19 protein-coding genes are annotated in these 26,570 nt (G+C 67.0%); 12 read left to right on the forward strand and 7 right to left on the reverse strand.

Features of this window, described 5'->3' with window-relative positions; all coding sequences use genetic code 11:
• Positions 1-75: 75 nt before the first annotated feature.
• The 3 genes from AC5P8F_RS05055 to AC5P8F_RS05065 form a co-directional block, all read right to left on the reverse strand.
• Positions 76-2,433, reverse strand: coding sequence for a beta-N-acetylhexosaminidase (locus tag AC5P8F_RS05055; protein WP_049439955.1), 2,358 nt, complete (start codon positions 2,431-2,433; stop codon positions 76-78).
• 111 nt (positions 2,434-2,544) lie between these two features.
• Positions 2,545-5,208 (reverse strand): TonB-dependent receptor, encoded by a 2,664-nt coding sequence (locus AC5P8F_RS05060; RefSeq protein WP_227864574.1) that lies wholly within the window; start codon positions 5,206-5,208, stop codon positions 2,545-2,547.
• A 143-nt stretch (positions 5,209-5,351) separates the two neighbouring features.
• Positions 5,352-6,371: a glucokinase family protein gene (locus AC5P8F_RS05065; RefSeq protein WP_049439954.1), complete on the reverse strand. Its 1,020-nt coding sequence runs from the start codon at positions 6,369-6,371 to the stop codon at positions 5,352-5,354.
• Between the two features lie 376 nt (positions 6,372-6,747).
• Between AC5P8F_RS05065 and AC5P8F_RS05070 the strand changes: the two genes are divergently transcribed.
• The 6 genes from AC5P8F_RS05070 (at position 6,748) to AC5P8F_RS05095 (ending at position 15,679) form a co-directional block, all read left to right on the forward strand.
• On the forward strand, positions 6,748-8,037 hold the full coding sequence (locus AC5P8F_RS05070; RefSeq protein WP_241887116.1) for a sugar MFS transporter: 1,290 nt from the start codon (positions 6,748-6,750) through the stop codon (positions 8,035-8,037).
• A gap of 39 nt (positions 8,038-8,076) precedes the next feature.
• On the forward strand, positions 8,077-9,144 hold the full coding sequence (locus AC5P8F_RS05075) for a LacI family DNA-binding transcriptional regulator (RefSeq protein ID WP_005411045.1): 1,068 nt from the start codon (positions 8,077-8,079) through the stop codon (positions 9,142-9,144).
• A 7-nt stretch (positions 9,145-9,151) separates the two neighbouring features.
• On the forward strand, positions 9,152-10,180 hold the full coding sequence (locus tag AC5P8F_RS05080) for an SIS domain-containing protein (RefSeq protein ID WP_014648419.1): 1,029 nt from the start codon (positions 9,152-9,154) through the stop codon (positions 10,178-10,180).
• A complete protein-coding gene (gene nagA / locus AC5P8F_RS05085; RefSeq protein ID WP_495227670.1) occupies positions 10,180-11,328 on the forward strand; it encodes an N-acetylglucosamine-6-phosphate deacetylase in 1,149 nt (382 codons plus the stop codon). Before AC5P8F_RS05080 ends, nagA begins: the two co-directional genes overlap by 1 nt.
• Entirely contained in the window at positions 11,328-12,395 is a 1,068-nt protein-coding gene (locus tag AC5P8F_RS05090; protein WP_262093041.1) for an acyltransferase family protein, read from the forward strand. Before nagA ends, AC5P8F_RS05090 begins: the two co-directional genes overlap by 1 nt.
• Positions 12,396-12,652: 257 nt before the next feature.
• Complete coding sequence (locus tag AC5P8F_RS05095; protein ID WP_495227672.1) at positions 12,653-15,679, forward strand: autotransporter family protein; 3,027 nt, start codon at positions 12,653-12,655, stop codon at positions 15,677-15,679.
• A gap of 129 nt (positions 15,680-15,808) precedes the next feature.
• Here AC5P8F_RS05095 and AC5P8F_RS05100 read toward each other — a convergent pair whose 3' ends face one another.
• The gene (locus AC5P8F_RS05100; RefSeq protein ID WP_329768511.1) at positions 15,809-16,171 is read right to left on the reverse strand and encodes a hypothetical protein; all 363 of its coding nucleotides are present in this window, start codon (positions 16,169-16,171) and stop codon (positions 15,809-15,811) included.
• A 32-nt stretch (positions 16,172-16,203) separates the two neighbouring features.
• On the reverse strand, positions 16,204-16,650 hold the full coding sequence (locus AC5P8F_RS05105) for a hypothetical protein (protein ID WP_197606179.1): 447 nt from the start codon (positions 16,648-16,650) through the stop codon (positions 16,204-16,206).
• A 408-nt stretch (positions 16,651-17,058) separates the two neighbouring features.
• Here AC5P8F_RS05105 and AC5P8F_RS05110 point away from each other — a divergent pair, with 408 nt between their 5' ends.
• The 3 genes from AC5P8F_RS05110 to AC5P8F_RS05120 are packed head-to-tail and all read left to right on the forward strand — an operon-like array spanning position 17,059 to position 18,918.
• On the forward strand, positions 17,059-18,102 hold the full coding sequence (locus AC5P8F_RS05110) for a S41 family peptidase (RefSeq protein ID WP_346601429.1): 1,044 nt from the start codon (positions 17,059-17,061) through the stop codon (positions 18,100-18,102).
• Positions 18,099-18,434 (forward strand): hypothetical protein, encoded by a 336-nt coding sequence (locus tag AC5P8F_RS05115; RefSeq protein WP_495227675.1) that lies wholly within the window; start codon positions 18,099-18,101, stop codon positions 18,432-18,434. Before AC5P8F_RS05110 ends, AC5P8F_RS05115 begins: the two co-directional genes overlap by 4 nt.
• A 49-nt stretch (positions 18,435-18,483) precedes the next feature.
• Positions 18,484-18,918: an SseB family protein gene (locus tag AC5P8F_RS05120; RefSeq protein ID WP_005419309.1), complete on the forward strand. Its 435-nt coding sequence runs from the start codon at positions 18,484-18,486 to the stop codon at positions 18,916-18,918.
• A gap of 68 nt (positions 18,919-18,986) precedes the next feature.
• Here AC5P8F_RS05120 and AC5P8F_RS05125 read toward each other — a convergent pair whose 3' ends face one another.
• Positions 18,987-20,207: a multifunctional CCA addition/repair protein gene (locus tag AC5P8F_RS05125; RefSeq protein ID WP_053495110.1), complete on the reverse strand. Its 1,221-nt coding sequence runs from the start codon at positions 20,205-20,207 to the stop codon at positions 18,987-18,989.
• Positions 20,208-20,412: 205 nt separating this feature from the next.
• Positions 20,413-22,398 carry a transglycosylase SLT domain-containing protein gene (locus AC5P8F_RS05130; RefSeq protein WP_329768509.1) on the reverse strand — a complete coding sequence of 662 codons (1,986 nt, stop codon included), beginning with the start codon at positions 22,396-22,398 and terminating at the stop codon, positions 20,413-20,415.
• A gap of 151 nt (positions 22,399-22,549) precedes the next feature.
• On the opposite strand from AC5P8F_RS05130, the gene AC5P8F_RS05135 reads away from it, so the two are divergent.
• The 3 genes from AC5P8F_RS05135 (at position 22,550) to AC5P8F_RS05145 (ending at position 26,569) form a co-directional block, all read left to right on the forward strand.
• On the forward strand, positions 22,550-22,957 hold the full coding sequence (locus tag AC5P8F_RS05135; RefSeq protein ID WP_014648410.1) for an ExbD/TolR family protein: 408 nt from the start codon (positions 22,550-22,552) through the stop codon (positions 22,955-22,957).
• A 104-nt stretch (positions 22,958-23,061) separates the two neighbouring features.
• Complete coding sequence (locus tag AC5P8F_RS05140; RefSeq protein WP_014648409.1) at positions 23,062-23,436, forward strand: ExbD/TolR family protein; 375 nt, start codon at positions 23,062-23,064, stop codon at positions 23,434-23,436.
• Between the two features lie 271 nt (positions 23,437-23,707).
• The gene (locus tag AC5P8F_RS05145; RefSeq protein WP_032957323.1) at positions 23,708-26,569 is read left to right on the forward strand and encodes a TonB-dependent receptor plug domain-containing protein; all 2,862 of its coding nucleotides are present in this window, start codon (positions 23,708-23,710) and stop codon (positions 26,567-26,569) included.
• Position 26,570: the final 1 nt, after the last annotated feature.

Raw genomic sequence — 26,570 nt, forward strand, 5'->3', positions numbered from 1 at the left:
GCAGCCGAGCATGGGCTCGGCTCTACAGTAGATCCACGCCATGCGTGGATCGATTGCGCCAGGACAGGCTTGGGGTCACTTCCCCAGCGTGACCTCATCCAGCACCCACATCGCCGGGCGCGTGTCGCCGGTGAAGTTGATGCACAGGTCACCGGTGCCCTGGGAGCCCTTCGGCAGCGTCGCACGCAGCGTCACGAAGCCATCGGCATCCGGCGTGGCCGGCAGCGGCACTTCGGCCAGCACCTTGCCGCTGCAGTCGCCGCGACGCACCAGCATCTCGCCATGCGCACGCTTGGCCTTCTCGAAGCGACGCTTGGGCTCGTCGTGGGCCAGCTGGAAGTAGTACGGAATACGCCCCGCGCGGACTTCCACGCTGCCGATGCCGTCCAGCTGTGCCTGTGGCCAGCGCCAGCATGGCTGGAAGATGTCCACGTTGAACACTGCGCGGTTTCCCTCGCGCGGGCCATCGTCTTCCAGGCGCAGCACCAGCCCCTTCTTGCCTACGCAGCTGAGCAGTTCGTCACTGCGGCGGCTGAGCAGCGATTGCGCACTGAAGTCCGCGACCGTCGGCTTCGCCGCCAGCATCTGGCCCTGGTAGAACGCGGCGGCCTGCACCGTGGTCGGCAGCGTACTGGTCAGCGGCTGCCGGTACAGCGGCGACTGCGCCGTCACCGGCTGGCCATCGGTGCTGTAGCGCACTTCATAGCCCAGCGGGTTGGCCAGCGACACGGTCACCGTGTTGGCGGCGCGGTTGTCGGTGTAGTCCACGCCCACTTCGAACGGGGTCTGCGCGTAGGCCAGGCCCCAGGCGCGGTAGCGTTGCAGCTGCGCGGGCAGGCGCGCGAGGAAATCGCGGAAGTCGCGATGTTCCGGCGTGCTCCAGCCGGTCTCGGCCACCGCGGCCAGGCGCGGGAACAGGTTGTGCTGCAGGCGCGCATAGGTGCGCGTGTGTTCGGTGAACATGTTGGCCTGCAGGCCGAGGATGTGCCCGCGCTTGTCAGCGGCCAGCTCGGCCGGCACGGGCTCGAAGTTGTACAGCTTGCCGAGGTTGACCTGGGCCGGGCGGCCCGGCGGTTCGTTCGGCGAGGCCGTCTGCAGGTAATCCAGATAGAGGTAGCCCACGGGCGACATGACCACGTCATGGCCAGCACTGGCCGCGGCCAGGCCACCTTCGGTGCCCTGCCAGGACATCACCGTGGCCTGCGGCGGCAGCCCGCCTTCAAGGATTTCATCCCAGCCGATCAGGCGCCGGTCGTGCTCCTCCAGGAAGGTCTCCAGGCGCTTGATGATGTGGCTCTGCATGGCCATTTCATCCTTGATGCCCAGCGCACGCATGCGCTGCTGGACCTGCCTGGAGGCTTCCCACTGGTCCTTGACCGCCTCGTCGCCGCCGACGTGCACGTACTTGGCCGGGAACAGTTCGATCACTTCCTCCAGTACGTTCTCGAGGAAGGTGACAGTACTGTCTTCCACGTTGAACAGGTTCGGGAACACGCCCCATTCGCTGATCGGCTTCAGCGGGGTATCGATCGAACCCAGTTCCGGGTACGCGGCAATCGCCGCGGTCGCGTGCCCCGGCACATCGATTTCCGGAATCACCTGGATATGCAGCTTCGCGGCATAGGCAATCACTTCGCGGATCTGGTCCTGCGTGTAGAAGCCGCAATACGGATGCTCCTTGCCAGTGCCCGGATCGGTGCCACCGTCGCCGGCCGGCAGGCGGCAGCTGCCCACTCCGGTCAGCTTCGGATAGCGCTTGATCTCCATGCGCCAACCCTGGTCATCGGTCAGGTGCCAATGGAAGGTGTTGAGCTTGTGCGCGGCCATTGCGTCGAGCACGCGCTTGATCTCGTCCAGGCTCTGGAAATGCCGCGCCGAGTCGAGCATGAAACCGCGCCAGCTGAAGCGTGGCGCGTCCTGGATCTGCACCGCTGGCAGCACGCCGTTGCTGCCGCCGGTGGCGAGCTGGGCGAGGGTGGTTGCGCCGTAGAACAGGCCGGTTTCGTTGCCGGCCTGTACCACTACGCCCTGTGCGGTGCTTTCCAGCGTGTAGCCCTCGCCGCTGTCGCGGAAGGTGGGCACGATCTGGAAGCGGATGCCACCGGTCCTGGCCGCCGCCTTGCCCTTGGCCAGCCCCAGGCGCGGGCCGCCACTGCGCGCCAGCAGGTCGGCGAACTGGCTGGCGACGCGCTGTGCGGCCTCGCCTTCGGCCTGCAGCACGGTATCGGCGCGCACGGTGATGCCGCTGCCCTGGCCAGGCTGCACATTGCTGGGGGCGGGAATCAGCATCAGGCTGCCGGCACGCAGCTGCGGGCCGGGTGCCTCAGCGGCCGGCATGGGGTCGGCGGCAAGTGCCGGCAGTGCCGGCAACAGGGCGAGCAGGCTGCCCAGCAGCACTGCGCTGCGCATCCGGGCGCGGGAAGGCTTGACCATCGGTACGACTCCTTGGAACGGTGCGATGAACGCTATACATGAAAAACGCCGGGCCCGGAATGACCCAGGCCCGGCGTGCGTGCACGACTCGGCGATGTTGCCGCCGCTGGATCAGTACTTGAAGCGGAAGTTGAGGTAGTACTGGCGACCGTTGCTGTAGAACGAGGTCGGGATGGCCGCGGTCTGGTAGTACTTGTAGGTCGGGTTGTTGAGGTTCAGGCCATCCAGGGTGATGCTCAGCCAGTCGGTGGCCTTGTAGCTCAGCGACGCCGACAGCGTGCCGAAGTCATCCTGGTAGTACGGATTGGTGCCCGACAGGCTGATCAGGAACGAGGAACGGCGGGTATAGCTGACGCGGGCGCCAAAGCGCTCGTTCTCGAAGTAGGCACCCACGTTGTAGGTGTTCTTCGAGGTGCCCAGCAGGTTGTGCGAGCCGTCCGACCAGGTGTGCGAGGTGGTGCCGTTGGCGTAGGTGTAATTGGCATTGACGCCGAAGTACTCGCCGATCGGCTGTTCGTAGGCCACTTCCACGCCGGTGACCTTGCCGTCGGCATTGATCGGGGTGGAGATCTGGTAGGTCTCAAGCTGGTTGGTCAGTTCGCTGTACAGCTGGCGCGAGACCACGTCGAAGGCGATGTAGTCCTTCAGGTCCATGTGGTACGCGCCCACCGACAGCAGGCCGCGCGGCATGAAGTACCACTCCAGGTTGGCGTCCAGGTTGGTCGACAGGGTCGGCTTGAGGTTCGGATTGCCACCGCCGCCGGTGCGGTTCAGGTCCGAACCGTACGAGGAGGCACCCAGTGCCGAGTAGTCCGGCAGGGTCTGGGTCTGCGAGGCGGCGACGCGCAGCACCAGCGAGTCGTCCAGGTCGAACTTGATGTTGGCGCTGGGCAATACGCGGTTGCGCTTGTTCTGGAAGGCCAGGCGCTCCCACATGCCGAACAGGCTGCTGACATCGGCATCGGCGGCCTTGCTGACGGCGTTGTAGGTGTCGATGTCCTGCTTGATGTTGACGTAGCGCAGGCCGACGTTGCCGCTCCACCAGTCGCCGCGGAAGTTGGCCTGCACGTAGCCGGCGAAGTTCTTTTCCTTCACCTTCCACTCGGCGCCATAGTTGTGGCGACCGGTCGGGCCATCATTGCCGGCCAGCCAGGTGGAGTTGTTGGTCACCGCGTCCTTCAGCGCGCCCGGGGTGAAGTACCAGAGGTTGCGCGGGAAGGTGCCGCCGATGTCACCGGCAAAGCCGCTGGGATAGTTGGCCGTCGCACCGTTCTTCAGCGCGCTCCAGATGTCACCCGGGGTTGCACCTTCCGGCGACAGCGCTTCGCGCTTGTGGTCGGCGAAACGCAGGCCGAAGTCGATCGAGCTCAGCACGCCGCCATCGTTGAAGTACTGGTTGAAATCGAGCGTGGCCCACTTCTCCTTGTCTTCAGCGGTGACCTGCTGGTTGCCCCAGGTGCCGAAGCTGGTCACGCCGTTGGGCGAGATGTCGCCGCCGACGTTCCAGTCGATCGGCGAGCCATTGCCGTGGGTAGCCCAGCTGGCGCCGCCGCCGTTGGCCAGGGTGACCTCGGCGATGTACTGGCGCGGCGTCTCGCCGGTACCCTTGGTGCTGCCGGCCTGGAACTTGGCGGTCAGGCTGTCGCTGATCTGCCAGTCGGCATCGAAGGTGACATAGCTCGACTTGGCCTTCGACTCGCGGTAGATCATGTCGTACACCGCATAGTCGGTGCCGGGCACGCCCTTGTAGTTGGCGTTGGTCAGCACGCCGTCCTTGACCACATAGCCCGGATCCGGCGCCTGCGACTTGGCGAAGCTGTTGCCGAACATCATGAAGTTGCGGTTGTAGTTGTTCGCCTTCAGCTCGGAGCTGAAACCATTGAGGCCGAGGGTGAGGCTGTCGCTCGGCTTGAACTGCAGCGAGACCAGGCCGCCCTTGCGCTCGCGGGTCTGTTCGAAAAGGGTCGAACCCAGCAGGCCCGGAACGTTGACGCCGATCAGGTCCGGATTGGTCCTGGCGACCGGATCGTTTGCGCCGATCTTGAAGAAGCCACCCGGGATTTCCTGCGCTTCACGGCGCAGTTCGCGCTTCTGGCTGAAGCCCTGCACCATCACGCCGAAGGTGCCTTCGTCGTTCTTGTAGTTGAACAGCGCCGAATATTGCGGGTCGTTCGACTTGGCCTGGTCCGAGCGCACCAGGCCGATCGAGCCTTCCGCGGTGAACGGCTTGGAGAATTCCAGTGGCTTGCGGGTGATGATGTTGACGGTACCGGTGGTGCCGCCGTCCTGCAGCTTGGCCTGCGAGGACTTGTTCACTTCCACCGAGCTGACCAGTTCGGACGGCAGCAGCGAGTAGCTGACGCTGCGGCCGACGTTGTTGCCCTGGCTGAGCACGAACCAGTCGGCCGAACCGACGGTGTGGCCGTTGATCAGGGTCTGGGTCAGGCTCGGGCTGGTGCCGCGCAGGCTGACACGGTCGGCTTCGTCGAAACCGCCTTCATCGGCGCTGGACGAGCTGATGTTGACGCCCGGCAGGCGCTGCAGGGTGTCGGCGACGTTGTGCGCCGGCAGCTTGCCCACGTCCTCGGCGGTGACCACTTCCACGCGCGCATTGGCTTCGCGCTTGGTGTCCAGCGATTTTTCCATCGAACCACGGATGCCGGTAACGGTCACGGTGTCCAGGTCGGTGGCGGTCGGGGCAGCCTGCTGCGCGTGCGCACTGAAGGCGATGCAGCTGACGATGGCGGCCGAAAGCAGGGTCTTGCGGGTATTCATGATGTCTCTCCTCATCACTCGATTGGATGCCGGCGGCGGTGTTCGATAACGGTTGCGATGACATGCGCGGGGCGGCGGCGAAGTCCCGTGCGTTGGCGTGCCACGTACTGCGTGCTGCGATTGCGTTGAAGCCTGTTGCGGTGTCAGGCGGCCGACTGCTGCTGCAGGTACCAGCTGGCAGCGCCGACCACGCCCAGCTGGCCGTGTTCGACGACCTTCACCGGGATGCGTGCCAGTGCTTCGCCCATCGGCCCCTTCTGCAGGTAGCGTTCGACGAAGGTGCTGGCGTGCAGGTATTCGCGGATCTGCGGCAGGATGCCGCCGGCCAGGTAGACGCCACCGTGGGCACCATAGAACAGGGCCATGTCGCCGATGGTGCTGCCGAGCAGGCCGCAGAACACATCCAGCGCCTGGCGCGCGTGCGCATCGGTATCGGCCATGGCGGCGGCGGTGACCGCATCGGGGCTGGCCAGCGTCGGTGCCTGCCCCTGCAGCGCGCACACCGCGCGGTACAGGTTCATCAGGCCGGGGCCGGAGATCGCATGTTCGATCGACACGTGGGCGCGGTCGCGCTGCATGTGGCGGACGATGGCCATTTCCAGTTCGGTGCTGGCCGCCAGGGTCGGCTGGCCGGCTTCGGTCGGCAGGACCACCGGACCATGCGCAGTGGGGATCCACAGCGCGGCGCCGAGGCCGGTGCCGGGGCCGACCACCAGGGTCGGGCCACGCGTGCCGGTGTCCGGCCCGCACAGGTGCAGCACGCCGCTGGCGTCCACCTGCGCAGCGGCATAGGCCACCGCTTCGAAGTCGTTGACGATGTAGACCCGCTGCAGGCCGACATCGGCCTCCACCTGGCGCGCCGACAGTGGCCACGGCAGGTTGGCGGTGATCACCGTGCCGTCCTCGCGGGCGTAGCCGGCGCTGGCAACCACGCAGTGCGTGGGGCGCGGGCCTTCGCCCAGAAAGTCGGACAGGATCGCGCTGAGACCGGCGTGGTCGGCGTTGCGGTACTTGCGGTATTCCAGCACCTGCACCGGATGGGCGGCATCGCCGCTGGCCTGGACCCGGGCCACGCGCACATGGGTGCCACCGACGTCCGCGGCCAGGAACGAGGGCGCGACGCGGGACAGGACATGGGCCGGGGCGGGGTGGCTGGCGGTCACGCGGGCTCCTGCTGCAGGTGGGGCCGGCCCCGGGATCGGGAGCGGCGATTGGGCCGGAGTCTGTAACCGCGCTGACAACGATGTCAACGAGTTCGTGACACTTTCGTTGCTGCGCCGCAGCGAATGCGCCACGTGGTAAACGTTTACATGGCGTGAATGCGGGATTCACGCGGGAACCGTTGTGCCATGGGGCTCAAGCCGCGCAGCGCATTCAGCGAGATGCAGGGCGACCGCCTTGCGCAGTGCAACATGAGGCGCAGGGGGCGTCGGACGGAAGTTGACAAACCGCAGCTGTCCATCGAAAGAATGTGACAACGTTGTTCCCAGCCACTCTCCGACGCCGCGTTCTGCGGCCGTCGCCGCAGGAGCCCTCCTGATGTCCGCCGTCCCCGCTGCAAGCGCGCGCCCGAACGTGGCCACCTCCATCGCCATCGTCGGCGTGCTGTTCTTCCTGATCGGCTTCTTCACCTGGCTCAACGGCCCGTTGATCACCTTCGTCAAGCTCGCCTTCGAACTCAGCGAGGTCGGCGCCTTCCTGGTTCTGATGGTGTTCTACCTGTCCTACTTCTTCCTGGCCCTGCCGGCGTCGTGGATCCTGCGCCGCACCGGCATGAAGAAGGGCCTGAGCCTGAGCCTGCTGGTGATGGCCGGTGGTGCCGCCCTGTTCGGCGAATTCGCCACCCAGCGCTGGTACCCCGGCGCACTGGGCGGCCTGTTCGTGATCGGCAGCGGCCTGGCCCTGCTGCAGACGGCCATCAACCCGTACATCTCGATCCTTGGGCCGATCGAAACGGCGGCGCGGCGCATCGCGTTGATGGGCATCTGCAACAAGATCGCCGGCATCCTGGCGCCGATCCTGATCGGCACGGTGGTGCTGCATGGCATTGGCGATCTGGACGTGCAGGTGCAGGCGGCCGATGCCGCGACCAAAGCCGTGCTGCTGAACCAGTTCGCCGCCAAGATCCATGCTCCGTACCTGGCCATGGCGGCGCTGCTGGTGGTGTTGGCGGTGGCGATCCTGTTCTCGCCGCTGCCGGAAATCAAATCGTCCGAAGCCAACGCTACGCCGGTGGCCGCCGGTGCGGTCGAGCGCCGCAGCATCTTCCAGTTCCCGCACCTGTGGCTGGGCGTGCTGTGCCTGTTCGTGTACGTGGGCGTGGAAGTGATGGCCGGTGATGCCATCGGCACCTACGGCCATGGCTTCAACCTGCCGCTGGACGAGACCAAGATGTTCACCGCCTTCACCCTGGGCGCGATGCTGGTCGGTTACGTGGTCGGCCTGCTGGTGATTCCGCGGGTGGTGTCGCAGTCGCGCTACCTGACCATTTCGGCGGTGCTGGGCGTGGTGTTCTGCCTGGGCGCGTGGGCAACGCACGGCTATGTGTCGGTGGCCTTCGTGGCCTTGCTGGGCTTTGCCAACGCCATGATGTGGCCGGCCATCTTCCCGCTGGCCATCCGCGGCCTGGGGCGCTTCACCGAAACCGGTTCGGCCCTGCTGGTGATGGGCATCGCCGGTGGCGCGATCATTCCGCAGCTGTTCGCTCTGCTCAAGCAGCACATCGATTTCCAGCTGGTGTTCGTGCTGCTGATGGTGCCCTGCTACCTGTACATCCTGTTCTATTCGGTGGTGGGCCACCGCGTGGGCCTGCCGCAGGACCGGAGCTGATCGGCGATGATGGACGGCAGCCAACCCCAGGAAAAACCGATGCGCAGAGCGACCATCAAGGACGTTGCCGAAAAGGCCAAGGTCTCGCTGAAGACGGTATCGCGGGTGATCAACAACGAGCCCTCGGTGATGCAGGCCACCCGCGCGCGGGTGCTGCGTGCCATCGCCGAGCTGGACTACGAGCCCGATCCGTCCGCGCGCAACCTGCGCAGCGGCACCACCTTCGTGATCGGGCTGGTCTACGACAACCCGAACCCGTACCACATCATCGGCGTGCAGAACGGCGTGCTCGCCGCCTGCCGCGAGACCGGGTTCGGCCTGCAGATCCATCCCTGCGATTCCAGTTCGCCGCTGCTGGCCGATGAACTGGCTGACTGGGTGCAGCGTTCGCGCCTGGCCGGGCTGGTGCTGACCGCACCGATGTCCGAGCGCCGCGACCTGATCCAGGCGCTGACCGCGCGTGGCATCAAGCTGGTGCGCATCATTGCGGCCACCGAAGATCCGGCCGACGGTGCCTGCGTGTTCGTCGACGACCGCGAGGCCGCCTACGAGATCACCGAACACCTGATCCAGCTGGGGCACCAGCGCATCGGCTTCCTCTGGGGCGGCAGCTCGCACCGCTCCTCGGGCGAACGCTATGCCGGTTATGAGGCCGCGTTGAAGGACTACGGCATGACCGTGGACAAGCACCTGGTGGTGCAGGGCGACTACACCTTCGACGACGGTTTCCGTGGCGCGCGCCGCCTGCTGGCGCTGCGCGAACCGCCTACCGCCATCTTCGGTTCCAACGACGAAATCGCTGCCGGCGTGCTGGCCGCCGCCAAGTCGGCCGGCATGAACGTGCCCTACGACCTGTCCATTGCCGGGTTCGAGGACAGCCCGTTCTCGCGCCAGTCGTGGCCGCCGCTGACCACCGCCAAGCAGGCCACCGAAGACATCGCCCGCCATGCCGCGCGCCTGCTGATCGCGCAGCTGCGCAGCGACGCCTACGACGATGCGCCGGCACCGCTGCACAACCAGGGCTTCGTGCCGCAGCTGGTGGTGCGCGGTTCGACCGCGCCGATGCGCCCGGCCGGCGCACGCCCCCTTCCTTCCGATCCTGCCTGAGCCTGCCATGTCGCTGTCAGACCCCACCGCTACCCTGATGTTCGCCGAGGCCGCTGAAGCGGCCGACGTGGTTGCCCGCCAGTTCTCGCGAAACCACGCCACCCTGGAAACCCTGGCCGCCAGCCTGCGTGCCGCGCCGCCGCCGTTCGTGGTTACCTGTGCACGCGGCAGCTCCGACCACGCCGCCACCTATGGCAAGTACCTGCTGGAAACCCAGCTGGGGCTGGTGGTCGCGTCGGCCTCGCCATCAGTGGGCTCGGTCTACGCCGCACCATTGCAGCTGCGCGGCGCACTGTTCATCGTCATCTCGCAGTCGGGCAAGAGCCCGGACCTGCTGCGCAACGCCGAGGCGGCCAAGGCCGCCGGCGCGCGCGTGATCGCGCTGGTCAACGTCGAGGATTCACCGCTGGCGCAGCTGGCCGACACGGTCATCCCGCTGCATGCGGGCCCCGAGAAGAGCGTTGCAGCGACCAAGAGCTACCTCGCCTCGCTGGCCGCATTGCTGCAGCTGGCCGCGTACTGGAAGCAGGACAGCAGCCTGCGTGCGGCGCTGGACCTGCTGCCGGACGCGATGCGTGAAGCCTGGCAGTGCGACTGGAGCGCGGTGACCGAAGGCCTGGTCGAGGCCACCAACCTGTTCGTGCTCGGCCGTGGCCTGGGCCTGGGTGCGGCGCAGGAAGCGGCACTGAAGTTCAAGGAAACCTGCAGCCTGCACGCCGAAGCCTACAGCTCGGCCGAGGTCAAGCACGGCCCGATGGCGCTGGTCGGCCGTGGCTTCCCGGTGCTGGCCTTCGCCCAGCCGGACGAGACCGGCGCCGGTACCCGTGCAGTGGTCGATGAATTCACCGCACGTGGTGCGCAGGTGTGGATGGCCGGTGCCGGCGGCAACCTGCCGGTGGCGGCCGCGCCGCATCCGCTGTGCGCACCGCTATTGACCGTGCAGAGCTTCTATCGCGCCATCAATGCGCTGGCGCTGCGCCGTGGCTTCAACCCGGACCTGCCGCCGCATCTGAACAAGGTTACGGAGACGGTGTGATGGCGACGGTGCTGCGCAATGCCCGCATCCTGGCCGGCGATGAGTTCCGCGACGACCTGGCGGTGGTGATCGAGGACGGTCGCATCAGCGCGCTGCTGCCCGATGCCGCGCCGCAGCTGGGCCACGCGGCCGAGCAGGTGGACCTGGGGGGCGGCTGGCTGCTGCCCGGCTTCATCGATGTGCAGGTCAATGGCGGCGGCGGCGCGCTGTTCAACAACACGCCGGACGTGGCGGCACTGCGCACCATCGCGCAGGCGCACCGCCGCTTCGGTACCACCGCGATGCTGCCGACGCTGATCAGCGATGACGTGGCGGTGATGCGCGAAGCCATCGGTGCAATGCGCGAGGCCATCACGCAGGGCGTGCCGGGCGTGATCGGCATCCATCTGGAGGGGCCGTACATCGCGCCGGCGCGCAAGGGCACGCACGATGCCAGCAAGTTCCGCGTGCCGGACGAAGCGGAGATTGCGCTGGCCGCATCGCTGGATAACGGCGTGACCCTGCTGACGCTGGCGCCGGAGCGCGTGCCGCTGGAGACCATCCGTGCGCTGGTCGAGCGTGGCGTGATCGTCGCTGCTGGGCACACTGCAGGCACCTACGAAGAGATCCGCGCCGGCCTGGATGCCGGCGTGCGCGGCTTCACCCATCTGTACAACGCGATGTCGCCGTTGCAGGGCCGCGAGCCCGGCGCGGTGGGCGCTGCGCTGGAAGACCGCGACAGCTGGATCGGCATCATCGTCGATGGCGTGCATGTGCACCCGGCCAGCCTTCGCGTGGCGTTGGCGGCCAAGCCGCGCGGTCGCCTGCTGCTGGTGACCGATGCGATGCCGCCGGTTGGAGCCGACGATCCCAGCTACGTGCTGTATGGCGAAACCATCACCGCCATCGATGGCGTGGTGCGCAATGCCGCCGGTTCGTTGGCCGGCTCGGCGCTGGACATGGCCATCGCCGTGCGCAATACCGTGCAGCTGCTCGGCCAACCGCTGGCCGAAGCGGCGCGCATGGCGTCGACCTATCCGGCGCAGTTCCTCAACGTCGACGACCGCCTTGGCCACATCGCCGAGGGCTACCAGGCCGACCTGGTGCTGCTGGATGACGCCCTGCAGGTGCGTGGTACCTGGATTGCCGGACAGTACGAGGCCGCCTGATGAACAGTACGCCGCCACGCCGTCTGGGCTCGATCGATGCCCTGCGCGGCATCACCGTGGCGGCGATGCTGCTGGTCAACAATCCGGGCGACTGGAGTGCGGTGTTCGCGCCGCTGCGTCACTCGGAATGGCATGGCTGCACGCCCACCGACCTGGTGTTCCCGTTCTTCCTGTTCCTGGTGGGTGTGTCGATGGCCTTCAGCGTGGCACCGCGCGCGCTGGATGCCGCTGCACGGCCAGCATTGGCGCGCGGGGTGCTGGAGCGTGCACTGCGCATCCTGCTCGCCGGCGCGTTGCTGCACCTGTTGATCTGGTGGGCGCTGCATACCCATCACTTCCGCATCTGGGGCGTGCTGCAGCGGATTGCGGTATGCGCAGCGTTGGTGGGTGTTCTGGCGGTGTATGCGCGGCCGCGCGTGCAGGCTGGCGTGCTGGTCACGCTGCTGGTGGGCTACACCGTGCTGCTGCTGGGCATCGGTGATCTGGCGCCATGGACCAACCCGGCCAGCCGCCTGGACACCACGCTGTTCGCACCGTGGATCTACCAGTGGCACGCCGATACCGGACTGGGCCATGACCCGGAAGGATTGCTGAGCACGCTGGGTGCGCTGGCCAGTACCGTGCTCGGCCTGATTGCCGGTGGCCTGCTGCGCAACGGTCGTGCGGCGGCATTGGCTGGCCTGGGTGTGGCAACCGCCGTGCTGGGGCTGCTGCTGGCCACGGTGCTGCCGTTGAACAAGCAGCTGTGGACGCCCAGCTACGCGCTGTGGACCGGGGGCCTTGCCGCGCTGGCACTGTGGCTGAGCCACGTGCTGATCGACCAGAAGGGATGGCCCGCACTGGGCCGGCGCTTCGGGGTCAATGCAATTACCGCCTATCTTGGCGCATCGGTGATGTCGGTGGCGCTGATGGCGACCGGCGCGTGGGGCTGGATCTGGCAGCAACTGGCCGCCGCGATGCCGCACGCGCTCGAGCTGGCGTCGATGCTGCAGGCGCTGGCGTTCGTCGCGCTGTGGTGGGGCGTGGGGTGGTGGCTGGACCGGCGGAAGATCTATCTGAAGATCTGACGGCTCCGGGTCGGATCCCTTTCCGCAGGAAAGGGCTCTGACCCAACCCGGGAGGCCGCCTCATCCAGGCATGGGCATGACTCCGCAAAGGTGAACGATTTCAGGCACGTAGAGGTCAGGTGATGCCCGATCAAGTTCGCATCTGAACTGTGATGATCGGCACGCAAATTCACCTGCCGAAACCGTTCACCATGGCGCAGACTTCGCTCGCAGTACCGCATATCCGCAGTTCCTGATCCCCTGTCCAGGAGTGCTGTATGTCCCGTGCCGTCCCGCGCGCAGTGCGTATGCGCCGCCTCACTGTTTCCGTACTGCAGGCTTTGGCTGTTCCCTCCGTCATGCTGTTGACCGCCAGCGCCGCCTGGGCCGGCTGTGACAGCGTCGCCCCCGTCGCCGGCCAGACGGTCACCTGCGATGCCAATGCGCCGAACCCGCAGACCGTTCCCGTCACCGCCAATGGCGCCGCCGGCATCACCGTCACTGTCGCCAGCACGGCGCAGCTGCAGCAAAGCGGTGGCAGCAGCGCGATTTCGCTTGTCGGGGCCGGTGGGCACCTGTTGTCCAACCTGGGCACGATCAGTTCGGTGGGCGGCGTGGCGGTCCAGCTCGGTGGCGGCAGCCGCGTCGAGAACTCGGGCAGCATCAGCACCGGCAACAACACCGCCCTGCAGTTCGTCGGCGCGGGCGACAGCGTGCTGGTCAACCGCGGAACGATCAGCGGGCGCACCGGCGTGCAGTTCGGTGCCGGCACTGATCGCCTGGACATGCAGGCTGGCAGCATCAGCGGCAGTGTGCTGCAGGGTGATGGCAATGATGCGCTGCTGCTGGACAACGGTACGATCGACAGCGTCGACCAGGGCAGTGGCGATGACCAGATGACCGTCACCGGCGGCACCGTCACCGGCGTGGTGGCGCAGGGCAGTGGCCGCGATGATTTCGTCATGAGTGGCGGCACGGTCGGCGCGCTGCAGCAGGGCGACAACATCGATACCTTCCGCATGAGCGGTGGCCGCGTCATCGGTGCGTTCGAGGATGGTGACCAGGCGTGGATGACCGCTGGCCGCATCGGCCGGGTCAACATGAAGCTGGACAAGAACCTGTGGGACCAGTCCGGCGGCACCGTGGACGGCAACGTGGTGACCGGCTTCGATACCGACACCATCATCATCTCGGGTACCGCCTACATCGGCGGCAACATCAGCGTCAGCGGCGGCAACGACAGCGTGACCATCACCGACGGCACCGTGCGCGGGCAGGTACTGCTCAGTACTGGCAACGACACCTTCAACTGGAATGGCGGCGGCATCGTCTACGGCGCGATCGACATGGGGCCGGACAACGACGTCGCCAACCTCGGCAACCTCAACCAGGGCAACCTGGGGGCGGTGCCGCTGTTCGACGGTGGCGGTGGCATCGACCAGCTCAACTTCCACAACGTCAAGACTGCCGGCGTGGGCCGCTTCCAGAACTGGGAGGCGATCAGCCTGGCTAACAGCACCGAGCTGACCTTTGATGGCGACCTGGTGCTGGGCGACAGCGGAACCGGCACCGGCACGCTCACCGTGGACGACACCAGCACCGTCTACGCGGGCAGTGGCGGCCATGCAGTCCGTCCGTTCAACAGTGGTGCACTGGTGGAGATGGCCAATGCCGGGCGCATCGACCTGACCGGCACCGGCGCAGGCGACGTGTTCACCGTGCGTGGCAACTACCGTGGTGACGGCGGTGGCCTGTACCTGCGTACCGTGCTGGGTGCGGACAATTCCAGCAGCGACCGCCTGGTGATCGATGGCGGAACCGCCACCGGTACCACCGGCATCGGCGTGCTCAATGCCGGCGGCAGCGGCGCCGCCACGCTGGCCGATGGCATCCTGGTGGTGCAGGCCTTGAATGGTGGCCGCACTGCGCCGGGCGCGTTCTCGCTGTTCGCACCGGTTGCAGCCGGTGCCTACGAGTACTTCCTGTTCAAGGGTGGTGTCAGCGCCGGCACCAGCGAGAACTGGTACCTGCGATCGACGCTGGTGACCGGACCAACGCCGGCACCCAACGGCGGCGGCACTGCCACGCCACCGCCCCTGACGCCGCCGGTCGCACCGCCGCCGGCGATCACCCCGGCACCGCCGCCGCCGCCTGAAGGCGCTACCGATCCGAACCTGACCGCCGGCGAGGCCGCGCCGCCACCGCCGCCACCGGAACCGGCGCCGGTGGCGCCGCCCAGCGACCCGGCGGTGCCGGACGTGCCGGTGGCCGGCGGTGCGTTGCCCGGTACCGGCACCCCGCCAACGCCGGGTGCACGCCCGGCCGAAGGCGCGGTGGTGCCGCTGTACCGCGTGGAGACCGCCGCCTACGCCGTGGTGCCACCGCTGCTGCGCGAGACCTCGCTGGCCAGCCTCGGTACCTTCCACGAGCGGCAGGGCGAACAGCGCCTGCTGTACAACCAGGGCACAGTCCGCACCGCTTGGGGCCGGTTGGTGGGGCAGAGCAGCGAGATCCACTGGAAGGGTGATGCGCAGCCGGGCTTCGATGGCGATGTGATGGGCCTGCAGGCCGGCCTTGATGTGTGGGCCGCGGCGTCTGACCATCATCGCAATCAGATCGGTGTATTCGTTGGCCGCACCCGCGCGCAGGGCAAGACCACGGGTCTGGCACTGGGCTGGGAGAACGTGCAGGTAGGCCAGAACCGCCTGGATGACAAGCACGTGGGCCTGTACTGGACCTTCACCGACAGCAGTGGCGGCTACATCGACGCCGTGGCGATGCAGAGCCGCTACGACGGCCGCGTGCGTTCCTCGCGTGGGCTCGGCTTCGGCCTGAGCGGCGACGGCACCAGCGTGTCGGTGGAGGCCGGCAAGCCGCTGCTGCACTTCGGGCAGTCCGCATGGTGGCTGGAACCGCAGGTGCAGGTGATCTGGCAGCGCACTTCGCTGGATGACCGTCGCGATGAAGTATCGAGTGTGCGCTTCGACAACGACAACGCCTGGACCGGCCGCATCGGCCTGCGTCTTGCCGGTGATTACCAGCTGGCTGACAACGGCTGGCAGCCGTATTTCAAGCTCAATTACTGGCATGGCCGTTCTGGTGAAGACCGCATCCGTTTCGACGACGACGTGATCATCAATTCGCAGCGCTCACGCGCGCTGGAAGCCGGCGTGGGTGTGGTCGGGCGTTTCAACCGAACGATCAGCGCCTATGCCGTGGCCGACTACACGCGCGAATTGGGCGGCGACCGCAAAGAGAAGCGCCGCATCATCGAAGGCAACATCGGCCTGCGCGCGGACTGGTGAGTCTCATGCTCTGGTGTGCCGACCAAGGTCGGCACACACACCCAACCGACGCCATTGACCCGCTCTGGTAGGTGTCGACCTTGGTCGACACGCTCTGAAATATCGTTCGCTTTGGGCGATAGGGAATTGCTATGAATTGATGAATCCGTAGATGAGATTACCTTTCTCGAAATGGACATGAAGAATGGCCTCGCCGGGCTCGCCATCTCCGAGGAGATAGCACTCAACTGCAATGTCACCATCACCACAGTCATACGTGGTCATCAACGATATCAAGTCGCCTGCTGCGCCGTACGTAGGTAGAGGGATGGAAATGGCGGCACCTTCTAGGAAGTACACCGGCAGAAGCTCGTAGATTTCCAGAATCATGACTGAGGTCAGGCCAAAGTCCTCCTGCAGTGTGCTGCTATCCCGATCCGATAGCGCATGCACGAATTTCCGAAGTAATCCATATCTCTTGTCGTCCAGGCCTTGATCTGATTGCTTTCTCATGGGTCTATTTCTTTCCGGTAGGGTTCCAACATCTAGCAGCATTCATTGGCTCGTATCGGCAGCAGCTCGGGCGCGACCAGCGCCCCGGCATGATCGGCCAGCACCACCACCGCATGCAGCAGGCCTTCCTCCACCTGCGGCGGACACTGCGCCTGCGCATCATCCATCTCGCGTGCCGACTGCGCCGCCAACAAGATGCCCCCACACGCAGACACCGCCGCCAGGCAGCGCGTCGCCTCGGCCAGGTGCCGGCCGCGCGCCTCGCTGAGTTGCCGTTCGCGCCACGCCTGGCCGTCGGCCGCGTGGCTGTGAGCGATGCCGCGCAGCCGCGCGAAGAATGCGGAGGGCGGCGCCTGTTCGTCGACTTCGGTGAGCGCATCTTCCAACGCTTCGGCTGCGGCGTTGGACAGCTGCAGGCCGGGCAGTGCAGCGCCGAGCAGTGCCTGCAGGCGTGGATAGGCGGGGTAGGGCGTGTTCATGGCGGCAACCTCACGAGGCAAGGCCACCTGCGAAGCGCAAGGTGGCGGGCGGTGCGGGTTGGCGTGCCGGTCAAAATCAAAGCGAAAAAGCCGACGGATCACGAGGATCCCCACGCACCGCCCACCATGGGCAAGCCGGTGCATTGTCGCGATTGCCGTTGATGCGGCAAATCGATCGCTTCGATGTTTGATTCAGGACGCCAATCCCGGTCAGCGCAGGAAGCGCCGACGGGGCCACCTTGGCGCGTTGTGCGCCGCGATGGCATGGGCAAAGTTGCAATGTGGTGACCGCACGCAAGCCGCCTTGCTGCAACCCGCGACCGGGCCGGATACGACAGTTCGCGCGTGGCGCAAGCGATCATGCCCCGGTTATGCTGCGGTCCTGATTCAACGACAAGGAAGCGTCGCATGCAGGTTCGCAAGGGAGTGCGTCGCATCGGCGCGCTGATGCTCGTGTTGCTGGCGACCGGCGCCATGGCCGATACGCCAGGCGCGGTCGAGATGCCCTCGCCGGAGGCCCAGGCTGAGATCCTCAACCTGCTTGAACGCCAGGCGCTGTATCGCGACCGGGTGGACTGGCCCGCCATCCGCATCCGCCTGCAATCGGCGCAGGGGGATCCCGCGCAACGGCTGGCCGTTCTGCGCGAAGCCATTGCGCTCAGCACCGGCCACCATGGTGCGTGGACCACGACCCAGCGTCAGCGCGAATCCCTCGCGCGTGCGCAGCAGGCCGGTGCCGCCGCCGTGGACCGGGCCAAGGCCGCTGATGCGGTGGATGCGCGCATCGGCTGGGTGGTCATCGAGGGCTATGCCTCCTCGCCGGGCGCGACGCCGCAGGAAAAATTCCGCCAGGACATCCAGCGTGCCGCGCGATGGCAGCAGGTCATCCGCAGCAAGGACGACGGCGCGCGCTGTGGCTGGATCGTCGACCTGCGGGACAACGGTGGCGGCTCCATGTGGCCGATGCTGCTGGGCATGGCCCCGCTATTACGCACCTCGGTGGTGAACAACGAGGACGTCGGCGCGTTCGAAACCGCGCAAGGGCCGCAGCGCTGGACGTTGACGGCGACTGCGGTGCAGCTGGCGGGCAGGCCGCTGCTGGACTTCGGCCAGTCCGGCCATGTAGTGCGGCAGCCTGGCGCACCGGTGGCGGTGCTGTTCGGGCCCCGCACCGGCAGTTCGGGCGAGGCCTCGGTGCTGGCGTGGCGTGGCCGCCCGCAGTCGCGGAGTTTCGGCCAGCCGACCGCGGGTGTCTCCACCGGCAATGTCGTGCACACCCTTGCCGATGGAAGTCGCCTGCTGCTGACCACCAGCGTGATGCGGGACCGCAATGATCGTGGCGATGGCTTGAAGATCGAACCCGACCAGCGCGTCGAGGGTGATGCCGCCACTGTGGCCGCCGCCCAGGCCTGGCTGCTGGCCCAGCCCGCCTGCCAGGGCAACCGGACATGATTCTGATCGGCCAACAGGAACGGGTGCTGATCGTCGGCCCCACCGAAGCGCACCACTGCCTGCGCTGCCAGACGGAAACCGAGTTCGCGCCGCAGCTGCGCTACAAGATGGCGCGCATCGACCTGCTGTTCGGCTTCACCTACCAGCGCCGCTACGAGCTGGCCTGCACCCGGTGCGAGCACGGCTGGGTGCTCGATACCGAGACCATGGACCAGCAGCTGGGCGGGGTGCCGATCCCGTGGCGGCACCGCTTCGGCCTGCCGTTGATGCTGGTGGGGGGCGCCGCGCTGGCGGTGGCCGGTTGGATGTGGCGGCACGGATACATCGGTTGAGGACCGGGCCTGTTAAAGTCTGCCCTGCAACCACGTACCGGAACCGACCATGGACCACGACACCCCGTTCGAACCCCTCAACGACCTCGAGGTGCGCCTGCTGCAGGCCCAGGACGGCACGCTGACCGCAGCGCAGTTCCTCGACGGCCTGCTGACCTCGACGGCGTTCGTGCTGCTGGACAAGGCCATTGGTGAGGATGGCGCCTGGGACGAAAGCATCTCGCCGCTGGTGCTGACCAGCGAGAGCGGTGAGCCGATGTTCGCGGTGTTCACTGCCCCCGAGCGCGCGGGCCTGTGGCACGAGCAGCTGCCGCAGTTTGCGCATGCCATGCCGATCGCGGTGCACGCGCTGCTGGCCGGTATCGGCGACGGCGTCGGCCTGGTGCTGAACCCGGGCCTGGACGTGGGCATGGAGATGATTCCCGATGCCGTGGCCCAGCTGAAGCAGCGTGCGGCGGCGATTACCCGTGGGATGGCGCACTGAAGCCAGTGATATAGGGGTGCCGGCCAGCGGCCGGCACTGCCCATAGCAGTGCGCGCGGACGTTGCGGATCAGCGGGCGGCGGCGATGGCTTTCACCCGCGCCTTGGCCAGCGCTTCGCCGATGGCCGGGCCCTTCAGATGCGTGGTATCCAGATCCCGCGCCTGCACTGACAGCGCCGCTTGGTGCAGGCGCTTGAGCGTTTCGCCCTGGGGGTAGTCGGCGTCCTCGAAGCCGAGCCGGCCGCGCTTGTCGGCCTCGCAGCACAGTGCGATGCGGGCCACGCGTTCCGGCCGGCGCAGCGCATCACAGCGGCCCAGCAGTTCCAGCACGGTGGCATCGCGCAGTTCGTCGATGCGGTGCACGTTCAAGTGCTCGCGACACACCGCTTCGGCCAGCTGCTGGTGTTCGGCGGGAATCTTCAACCGCGCACACAGTGCCTTCAAGGGCTTGATGCCGCGCTGCTCGTGCATGATGTGGCGCGGCCACTCCTCCGGCGGGGTCAGGCCCTTGCCCAGGTCATGGGTAAGCGCGGCAAAGCCGACCAGGTCATCGCCCGGCGCCAGTTTCGCGGCGGTGTCGCTGACCATTTCCTGATGGATGCCGGTATCGACCTCGGGGTGGAACTCAGCACGTTGCGGCACGCCATACAGCGCTTCCAGCTCGGGCAGGATCGGGCCCAGTGCCTGCGCATCGTGCAGCGTGCGCAGGAAGGCGGAGGGCCGTTCACTGACCAGCGCCTTGCGTAGCTCCTGCCAGACGCGCTCGGGCACCAGCGCGTCCAGCTCGCCGCTGGCGGCGACCTCGCGCATCAGCGCCATGGTCTCTTCGGCGACGGTGAAGCCCAGCGGTGCGAAGCGCGCCATGAACCGGGCCGCGCGCAGCACGCGCAATGGATCTTCCACGAACGCGGGGCCGACATGGCGCAGCACGCGTTGCTCGATATCGCGCACACCGCCGTAGGGATCGACCAGCGTGCCGGTGTCTTCGTCGCAGGCAATCGCGTTGATGGTGAAGTCGCGGCGCTGCAGGTCTTCTTCCAGCGTCACTGCCGGGTCGGCATCGACCACGAAGCCGCGGTAGCCACGGCCGGATTTGCGCTCGGTGCGCGCCAGCGCGTATTCCTCAGCGGTTTTCGGGTGCAGGAACACCGGGAAATCGCGGCCGACGGCGGTGAAGCCCTGCGCTTCCATCTGCGCGGGCGTGGCGCCGACCACCACCCAGTCATGGTCGCCGGCAGGTCGCTGTAGCAGGCGGTCACGCACGGCGCCGCCGACAAGATAGATCTTCATGGCTGGAATCATCGCATGCCCGGCGCAGACGCACCGGTAGTGCCGGCCGCTGGCCGGCACCCCCAGTCACCCCGAAGCTGCCGGCCAGCGCCCGGCACTACCGATACAGCGTCCAGCCGATCCAGGCCAGCAGGCTCATCGTTTCCCTCCCCAGCGAGTGGATGCCGGGTCGTGCCGGCCAGCGGCCGGCACGACCGCAGTGCGATCAATCGCCGCCCTGGTCGGCGTTGGCGGCGCAGCTGAAGCGCTTGCGCTTGTCCACCAGGCGGCCCATCAGGCGATCGCTCAGCGGCAGCGCATCACCATTGAGGCGCCAGTCGTAGATCACGCTGAAGGCCAGCACGCGGGCCACGTACTCGCGGGTTTCCTTGTAGCTGATGGTCTCGATCCACAGGTCCGGATCAAAGCCCGGGCGCTGGCTCTGCCAGCGTGCGGTCGGGGTCGGGCCGGCGTTGTACGCGGCGATGGTCACGTAGGGCAGGCCGTCGTACTTGTTCATCAACTGGCGCAGGTAGGCGGTGCCGATGGCGATGTTGGTGTCCGGGTCGTACAGGCTGTCGGCGCCGCCGTAGCCGGTCAGGCCGATCGACTTGGCCACGCCGGCACCGGTGGCTGGCAGCACCTGCATCAGGCCCATGGCGTTGGCAGGCGAGCGCGCACGCGGGGTGAAGGTGCTCTCGGCGCGGATCTCCGCCGCCACCCAGGCCGGGTCGATTGCGTTGCGTGCCGATTCGCGGCGGATGGTGGCGTCGTGGTGCAGCGGGAAGCGCAGGTCGTACAGGCGCTGCTCCTGCGGCTGCTTGCCGAGCGCGAACACGGCGCGGTCGAACCAGCCGTTGTCCTGCGCCACGCGCACGGCGAGGCGACGCTGGGTGTCATCGAAGCGCGACAGTGCACTGTTCCATTCGGCCACGGCCCAGCCAGCGCGATCGATCTGGTACAACGCCATTGCGCGCTGGATGGCCGGGTCGCGCGCGATCACCGCCTGAGCCTGCGCGCTGTCGTTGGGCTGCCACGGGCACAGCGTGTAGCCCTGCTGCAGCTTGTCGGCGGCGAGGAAGCCGTGGAAGGTCGATGCACGCGCGGCCTCGCGGAACAGCGGCTGCGCCTGCTGGGCCTGGCCGGTCTTCTCCAGCATGCGGCCTTCGAAGTAGCGCCAGCGCGGGTCGCTGCGCTGCTTGCTGCCCATCTTGCGGATGGCGGTCAGCGCCGCGGTCCAGTCGCCGCGGGACATCGCTTCGCGCACGCGCCACTCGTGCAGGCGTTCGTCATAGGCCGACTCCGGCACCGCGTTGAGGCGGCGTGCCGAATCGGGCAGGTAGGACGCCACCGTCCACAGCGCGATCTGGTACAGCACCTGGCCCTGCTGGGCGGCACTCAGCCCCAGTGCCTGCGCGTACTGCGGCAGCTGCTGTTCGGTGGCGGCCGGGTCGGCCTTGGCCAGCTTGGCCAGGCCATCGGTGGCGATGCGCCGGCTGCGCTCGTTGCGGGGCCAGTTCAGGGCGCTGGCGTTGGGCTTGTCGACGAAGGCGGCGTAAGTGTTGGCCAGTGCCAGGTCAGTGGCAGGCAGGCCGCGGGCCGCGCTGCGCATCACGGCGGGCTGCTGCGCGTCGGCGGCAGCATCGATCCGTTCCCAGCGCAGGGCGTCGCTCAGGCCGCCTTGTGCCTGCAGCACGGTGAACACCGCATCGCAGCTGTCCGGCAGCGGCTTGCCGTTCTTGCGCCACAGCTCCTGTGCTTCGCTGATCCACTGCGGATCGACCTTGCCGGTCACCTGGCGCGCGGTCAGCTGCGCACAGCGCAGGCCGGCGTTGTCGGTGGGCGCCCAGTTGGCCAGCAGGGTCGGCCAGTCCTGGCGGCGGGCGAGCGAGGGCAGCCACACGCTGCGGAACGTGCTGGCCACGGCCTGGCCCTCATAGCGCGTGAGGAAGGCCTGTGCCTGCGCGGTATCGACGGTGTCGATGTTGCGGCGCAGGTTGGCGTACTCCAGCCAGCCATACGCCGGATGGCGGCTGAGCGCAGCGGCCTGGCCAGGATCGAACTGGCCGCGTTCGGCGGCCGCGATCGCGGCTTTCATCTGCGCGTTCTGGGCATCGAGGGACTGGGCATTGGCGCAGCCGATCAGCAGCGTGGTGGCCAAGGGCAGCAGGGACAGGGCGGTCGAAGAGCGTCGGGTCATGGCATGCAGCATAGCGGGCAGTGGCTGAATTCAGTTTCGCATTGCGTGCACGCAATGCGTGGGCAACGATAGCTGAATGACCCCGCACAGGCCCCTGCCGCAGGCGGGCGCAGGCGTCGTAACGTCGGCCTTGGGCGAACCGCCCGGCTGCAGGGAGCGGCACATGGCGTTCAGTAGCGCAGGAAGAAGCGGCCCGCTGGCGGACATCAATGTCACGCCACTGGTGGATGTGATGCTGGTGCTGTTGATCATCTTCATCGTAACCGCGCCGATCGTGGCCCGGCCGATTCCCGTGCAGTTGCCACAGGCCACCGATCGCACGATCGATCGCCCCGAACCGCCGCCGCCGATCGAGCTGCGACTGGATGCGTCGAACCAGCTGAGCTGGGATGGCCAGCCGATGGCGATCGGCGATCTGCAGGGGCGCCTGCAGGCGCAGGCCGGCGAGCATGCCGGCAACCTGCCGGAGCTGCGCATCGCCACCGATCCGGCGGCCGAGTACGAAGGCATGGCGCGGATATTGGCTGCGGCCGAAGCCACTGGCATGGAGCGCATTGCCTTCGTGCGGTGAGTTTCGTGCGGTGAGTCCGGCAACGGGCGGCCTGCCATCGGCAGGCCGCTCTTCCTGCGAGGGAACGTGGCATGCGATACGGGACACAGCACGCGGCCTCACTGATGGCCGCCCCCAATCTGGCACCGCTGGTGGATGTGTTGCTGGTGTTGCTGGCGCTGGTGATCACCGCGCTGCCGATGGCGCAGGCGACCGGCCTCCTGGCGCTCCAGCAGCGCACCTCGTGCCCACCCTGGCCGGCGTCCTCACCCCAGCCGATCCACCTGCGCATCGACGCGGCGGGGGCGATGTTCTGGAATGGCCAGCCGCTCGACGCTGTCGCGTTGCAGCGGCACCTGGTGCAGGCGCAGCAGATGCCGCAGCAGCATCGCCCCTGGGTGCACCTGGCGACCGCCGACGACACCGACTACGAAGACATGGCACGCGTGCTGCTGGCCGTGAGCCAGCATGGGCTGCGCGTCGACGCGCCCGGTCACTAGCGCCTGCACCGACAAGTCCCCTTGATGAGTTGTGGCGGATCTCGGCGCGCGCTGACGCAGCCGGCATCAAAGTGGAGGGCGGTGAACAGTACCGTCCGGTTCTAAACGGTCCTCATCTGACGTAAATGTCTGTCAATTGCGTCAATTCCGCGTGAAAGAGTGTCGATCATCACGCCGTGATTTTTACCGCTTGTTTACAAAGGAGACGCTGCCGCCATGCAGGGGGGAGCGCGGCAGTCCATGTCCCGACATTCCTTTGGAGAGAGAGCGAATGAAGCACCTGCACCACCGCCCGTTGGCGGTTGCCGTCACGCTGTGCGTGATGGCCTTGGCACCCCTGGGTGCCGCTGCACAATCCACCACCAACCTCGACGCGGTGGAAGTCACCGGTACCCGCATCAAGCGCGCTGAAGTAGAGGGCCAGGTCCCGATCCAGACCCTGACCCGTGGCGACATCGAACGCACCGGCCTGACCTCGATCGGCGAAGTGCTGCAGCAGCTCACCGGTTCCGGCTCTGCGCTCAACGCCAAGTTCAACTCGTCCGGCAACTTCGGTTTCCCGCCCGATGGCAGTGGCGTGGGTGCCGGCTCGGCGCAGGTCGATCTGCGCCACCTGGGTGCCAAGCGCGTGCTGGTGCTGGTCGACGGCATCCGCTGGGTCAATGAATCGTCGGCGTCCGGTGTGGGCTCGGCCACCGACCTCAACACCATTCCGCTGGCCATCGTCGAGCGCATCGAGGTGCTGGAGGACGGTGCTTCGTCGCTGTACGGCTCCGATGCCATCGCCGGCGTGGTCAACATCATCACCCGCCGCGATTTCGATGGTGGGCAGGTGACGCTGAACTACGGCGAGTACAGCAAGGGCGACGGCACGCAGAAGGGCGTGGACCTGGCCTGGGGCAAGAGTGGCGATCGCTTCAGCCTGTTCCTGGGCGCCAGCTGGACCAAGCAGGACCCGGTATTCGCCAAGGATCGCGAGCAGTCGCGCTTCCCCATTCCCGGTACCGGCCTGGCGTTCGGCAGCGGTGGTATTCCGCAGGGCCGTTTCATGTTCACCGACCCGAACACCGGTGCGGTGCAGAACATCGTGCCCAATACCGGCGTGAGCAATCCGCGGTACGACGGCAGTGCCGGCTGCAGCCGCACGGATGACTATCACTGCTTCACCACCGCCGACCGCTTCAACTTCGCCGAATACAACATGGTGCTTACGCCGTCGGAGCGCAAAGGCCTGTTCGGCCAGTTCCGCTTTGACATCACCGACAACGTGCAGTGGTACATCAAGGCGCTGGGCAACCGCCGCGAGTCGACCAACCAGGCCGGCCCCGAGCCGCTGTTCTTCGGCCCCGATGGCGCCACCGGCAATCCGTTGGCCGACAACATCGTGGTCTCGCGCCTGAACCCGTACAACCCGTTCGGCTTCGATCTCGTCTCCGGCGACAACATGAGCCTGATCGGTCGTCGCCCGGTGGAGGGCGGTGCGCGCGTGTTCAAGCAGAAAGTGGACACCACCTACTTCGCCACCGGCCTGGTCGGTGACTTCCATGCCGCCGACCGCAGCTGGTACTGGGACGTCAACGGCATGTACAGCAAGAACAAGGCCGAGCAGACCAACTACGGCAGCTATGACATCTACAAGGTGAACATGGCGCTGGGCGATCCCGCGGTGTGCGCGGCCACGCCTGGCTGCGTGCCGTTGAACATCTTCGGTGGCGCCGGTTCGATCACCCCGGACATGCTGAAGTGGATCCAGCCGGTGGTGCGCGACCGCAGCCAGAACGAACTGAGCCTGTTCACCGCCAACCTGTCCAGCGAGCTGTTCTCGCTGCCGGCCGGTCCGGTGTCCTTCGCCACCGGCTTCGAGTACCGCAAGTACAAGGGCGCCTACCAGCCCGATCCGCTGACGGTGATCGGCCACTACAACGGCGTGCCGTCGCAACCGACCTCCGGTTCCTACGACGTCAACGAGGCCTACCTGGAGTTGAGCGTGCCGATCTTCGCCGACTCCTCGTTCGGCAAGAAGCTGGACCTGAGCCTGGCCGGCCGCTATTCGGACTACTCCACCTTCGGCGGCGAGTTCACGCCCAAGTACGGCCTGCGCTGGCAGGTGACCGATGACTTCGTGCTGCGCACCACGTACGCCGAGGGTTTCCGCGCACCGTCCATCGGTGAGCTGTACGGCTCTGCCGCACGTGCCGACCTGCAGCTGTTCGATCCGTGCTCGGTGGGCCTGGGCGGCACGCCGCCGCGTGGCAGCGCGGCCAACTGTGCTGCACTGGGCGTACCGGCCGGCTTCCAGCAGGCCAACTCGCAGATCTCGGTGACCACCGGCGGCAACCGCGAGCTGGACCCGGAACGCTCGCGCAGCTTCAGCGCCGGCTTCGTGTGGAGCCCGTGGTTCGGCAACAACGCCTCGTGGTCGGAGCGCTTCGATGTGGAAGTCACTTTCTACCGCCATGCCATCGATGGTGCGATCCAGGCCATCAACGCGCAGACCCAGCTGGACCTGTGCGTGGATACACTGGACCCGATCTACTGCAACGGCATCACCCGTGCCAGCACCGGTGCGGTCAGCAGCTTCAACAACCGCCTGACCAACCTGGGTTCGATCAAGACCGACGGTTGGGACGTGGATCTGTTCTGGACGCTGCCGCAGACCTCCATCGGCCAGTTCAAGCTGGGGTGGAAGAACACCTTCGTCGGCCGTTACGAGGCCACTGGCGCGGCCGGGCAGAAGCAGCCGCAGAAGCCGGGCGTGGAAGTGGCCGACAGCTCGATCCCGGAGTGGACCAGCAATGCCAGCCTCGGCTGGACGATGGATCGCTGGAGCGCCAACTGGACGGTGCGCCACATCTCCGAGCTGACCGAGAACTGCGGCGATGCGGCGGCCTTCCCGGTGTGCAGCAACCAGGCTGCGGGCACCAACACGCTGTCGGCCACCACCTTCCACGACATGCAGGTGGGCTACAAGATCGACTGGATGAAGGGGTTGCAGCTGACCGCCGGCCTGAACAACGTGTTCGACAAGGATCCGCCGATCTGCCTGTCGTGCTCGTTGAACGGCTACGACGCTTCGACCTACGACATCCCGCGTGGCCGTTACTGGTACCTGCGCGCGGACCTGCGCTTCTGAT

Source organism: Stenotrophomonas sp. YJH_SMC_69 (assembly GCF_059370495.1).